The organism is Catenibacterium sp. UBA627 (genome assembly GCF_002299355.1).
Taxonomy (GTDB): domain Bacteria; phylum Bacillota_I; class Bacilli_A; order Erysipelotrichales; family Coprobacillaceae; genus Catenibacterium; species Catenibacterium mitsuoka.
Window position 1 is genome coordinate 376 of sequence record NZ_DBPF01000073.1, and the last position, 4,065, is coordinate 4,440.

At 35.4% G+C, this 4,065-nt stretch carries 4 protein-coding genes and 1 pseudogene; all 5 read right to left on the reverse strand.

Annotation, left to right across the window (positions count from 1 at the left end):
* Nucleotides 1-635 (reverse strand): ATP-binding cassette domain-containing protein (locus tag B2S90_RS04860; protein ID WP_286696624.1); only part of this gene is annotated, 635 nt, incomplete at its 3' end.
* Nucleotides 622-1,722, reverse strand: a complete 1,101-nt coding sequence (locus tag B2S90_RS04865) for an ABC transporter ATP-binding protein (protein WP_055233627.1) — start codon at nucleotides 1,720-1,722, stop codon at nucleotides 622-624. The genes B2S90_RS04860 and B2S90_RS04865, both read right to left, overlap by 14 nt.
* A 2-nt stretch (nucleotides 1,723-1,724) precedes the next feature.
* The gene (locus B2S90_RS04870) at nucleotides 1,725-2,657 is read right to left on the reverse strand and encodes an ABC transporter permease (RefSeq protein ID WP_055233626.1); all 933 of its coding nucleotides are present in this window, start codon (nucleotides 2,655-2,657) and stop codon (nucleotides 1,725-1,727) included.
* 1 nt (nucleotide 2,658) lies between these two features.
* Nucleotides 2,659-3,606 carry an ABC transporter permease gene (locus tag B2S90_RS04875; protein WP_055233625.1) on the reverse strand — a complete coding sequence of 316 codons (948 nt, stop codon included), beginning with the start codon at nucleotides 3,604-3,606 and terminating at the stop codon, nucleotides 2,659-2,661.
* An 87-nt stretch (nucleotides 3,607-3,693) separates the two neighbouring features.
* Nucleotides 3,694-4,065 (reverse strand): annotated as a pseudogene (locus tag B2S90_RS04880) (peptide ABC transporter substrate-binding protein); the annotation flags it as partial.

Consider the following 4,065-nt stretch of genomic DNA (forward strand, 5'->3'; position numbering starts at 1 on the left):
ATGAATAAGTAAGCAGCACCTGTTTCTTTCTGCATCTTCTTCATTAGGTTTACAACCTGTGCCTGAATAGATACGTCTAGGGCTGAGATTGCTTCATCGGCAATGATTAAATCAGGGTTCATAATTAAGGCTCTTGCGATACCAATACGCTGTCTCTGACCACCAGAGAACTGGTGTGGGAAACGGTTCGCATGTTCTTTTGATAAACCTACCATTTCAAGAATCTTATAAACCTTTTCTTCTCTTTCTTTTTCATCTTTATAATCATGATGAATATCAAGACCCTGAGCAATAATATCAATAACCTTCTTACGAGGGTTTAAACAAGCCATTGGATCCTGGAAAATCATAGCCATCTTAGTACGTAATGTCTTAAGAGCTTTCTTAGACATCTTACCAGTGATATCTTCACCTTCGAAGATGATCTGACCATCAGTTGGATCATATAATCTAATAATGGCACGACCAGTAGTAGATTTACCTGAACCAGATTCACCTACTAAACCATATGTTTCACCTGGCATGATTTTGAATGAAATACCATCAACGGCTTTTACAGTAAACTTTCTAGTTGGATAGAAATACTGTTTTAAATTCTTGACTTCAAGAATTGGAGTCTGACTATTCTTGTCCATTACTTGGTACACCTTCTTTCATCATGTTATCGATTCTCTTTCTTAATGCTTCAGGCATTTCTACCTTTGGCGCATTTGGATGCATTAACCAGCTGGCTACCTTATGAGTTGTAGAACCTTCTACTTTGAACATAGGTGGTTCAATTCTCTTATCGATATTTAATGCATATTTATTACGTGGTGCGAATGCATCACCTTTGATTTCTTTTGTAACGTTTGGTGGTGAACCAGGAATTGTATATAATTCTGGATCATCAGTATTTAAATCCGGCATTGCTGATAAAAGACCCCAAGTATATGGATGTAAAGGTCTGTAGAAGATATCTTCAATAGAACCTGTTTCTACAATCTTACCTGCATACATAACGTTTACGAAGTCAGCTACCTTAGCAACTACACCTAAGTCATGTGTGATATAAATAACTGAAATATCTTTTTTCTTTTGTAAGTCCTGAATTAATTCAAGGATCTTAGCCTGGATAGTTACATCTAGGGCTGTTGTAGGTTCGTCACAGATTAATACATATGGATCACATGATAAAGCGATTGCGATAACAACACGCTGTCTCATACCACCAGATAACTGATGAGGATAATTCTTCATACGTTTTTCTGCGTTAGTGATTCCTACTTCTTCAAGAAGTTCAACAGCCTTTTTATATGCGTCTTCTTTAGATGTTCCATAATGATACATCATTGGTTCCATGATCTGTTTACCAATTGTCATTGTTGGGTCTAGAGAAGTCATCGGATCCTGGAAAACCATCGCAATCTTACGACCACGGATTTCCTTCTGGATTTCCTTTTCTGTCATCTTAGTAATATCTACTGTATGTTTTTCATCAGTATCTGGATCATGCCAAGTATAGTCGATTGAACCACTTTCAATATTACCATTCTTAGCTAAGATACCCATGATAGCTTTTGTAGTAACTGATTTACCTGAACCAGATTCACCTACAATCGCAATTGTTTCTCCCTTATAAAGGTCTAAGTTAACACCACGGATGGCATTCACTTTCTTACCTTCAACCTTAAAGGAGATATTTAAGTCTCTGATTTTTAAAATTCTTTCTCTGTCAGCCATAATTACATCTCCTTCATAGTAGGATCAAGTGCATCTCTTAAACCATCACCTAATAAGTTGAATCCTAACATTAATACTGCAAGGATAATAGCTGGGATAGTCATCTGAGTTGGATATACTGTGAATACTTCGAAACCTGAGTTAATCAAAGTACCAAGTGAAGCCTGAGGTACAGTTAAACCTAAACCAACGAATGCTAGATATGCTTCATAGAAAATTGCATTTGGGATAGTCATCATAGACATGATGATTAACTGACCAAAGATGTTTGGTAAGATTTCCTTGAATAAGATAAAGATATTGCTTGCACCTAATGTTCTAGAAGCAAGAATGAATTCATCTTCCTTGATTTTTAATACCTGTGCTCTTGTGATACGAGACATAGGAATCCATTCAGTGAAGATTAATGCAAGAATAACGGTATATAAAGAAGGCTTTAATACTGTTAAAAGAATAGTTAATACTACTAGCGTTGGGATAGAGTTGATGATTTCCTGAATTCTCTGAAGGATAGAGTCAACTAAACCACCAAAGTAACCAGAAATTAAACCATAAGTCATACCAACTACGATATCAATAACTACTGCAACTAATGCGATAATTAATGAAATACGAGTACCCTGCCATGTTCTTACGAACAAGTCACGGCCATATTTATCAGTACCGAAGAAATGAGTACCATTTGGAAGAACATTTGCAATAGATGTATCAATTGCATCATATTTCCAATGAGAAATCATTGGTACAAAGATAGCAAGTAAAGCAATGATAATAATACAAGCTAAACCAAAGATTGCACCTTTGTTCTGAGTAAAACGGTAAACAACATCTTTCCAAGCAGGTCTTGCAGGAGCAACTTCATCAATGTTGATATTCTGTTTATCACCGATAAACTCAAAATCATCTGGCAAAAATTCATACTTCTTGTCATCCATCTTAGTTGTCCCCCTTTCCTAAACGGATACGTGGATCGATAATACCATAAGATACATCGATTACTAACATCATAATGATATACATGAATGCATATAAGAATGAACATGCAACGATGATGTTGTAGTCATTGGCACGGATACTATTAATTAATAGTTTACCTAAACCTGGTACAGAACAGATCTGTTCTACTACCATTGTACCAGTCATCAAGTTAACTAGGATTGGACCTAAGATAGTGATTACTGGAATTAAGGCATTACGTAATGCATGCTTGAAGATTAATGTCTTACGATCTAAACCTTTAGCCATTGCAAGAGTCATATATTCACTATTTAATACAGAAATCATTTCTGTACGAGTGAAACGTGCTACGTTGGCAATAACGCTCATAGATAAAGCGATAACTGGCAATATAGATGAGAAGATTGGATTCATATCATCATACATTGTTGGTAAGATGCGAAGATCATTACTGAACAAGATAACAAGTAATAATGCGAATACGAATGATGGAATAGATACACCTAAGATAGAAATAATAGTTGCGATTGTATCCCAAATAGTGTTCTTGTTTAATGCAGCAACGATACCAAGTAACATACCTACTAATGTACCCAAGATACATGCAGCAATACCATATGCAAATGAAATCTTAGCTGCGTCAAATACTAATTCAGAAACATTCTGATCTTTGTATAAAACATAAGAAACACCGAAGTCGCCTGATAACATATTCTTTAAGTATGTACCATACTGTACAAGAATTGGCTTATCAAGACCATATTTTGCCATAATGACTTTCTGCTGTTCTGGACTCAACTTTTCTGAGTTGAATGGAGAACCTGGCATACAACGAGTCATAATGAACAGAACTGTAAGTATAACAAATAGAGTAATTGCGGAAATCAACAATCTCTTTAAGATATACCTAATCATGGATTTATCCATATAAATATCACACCTTTCATTTGAAAAAGAAGAACACATTATAGCAAGAGCTATAATGTGTTTATTCTCACTATGTTCTGTTTACTCTTATTTAATAGTTACGTATTTGAATGTATAAGGAACACCAACTGGTGAATGAACAACTCCTTTTACATTCTTAGCCTTTAATGCTGCAGCACCCTTTTCGAATACTGGAATATAAGCTAAATCATCAAGTGCAGTCTTTTCTACCTGAGTCATTAAGTCCCAACGTTTATTTAAGTCTGATTCAGCCTGAACCTGTTTCATTAATGAATCAACTTTAGCATTGCTGTACTTACCATAGTTATTCTGGTTACCAGTTAAGAATAAGTTTAGGTAAGTAGTTGGATCAGCATAGTCTGGACCCCAACGAGTACATGCAATCTGATAGTTACCATTTGCCTGTCTGTTGTAAATTCTGTCTTTCTTAACAGTTGC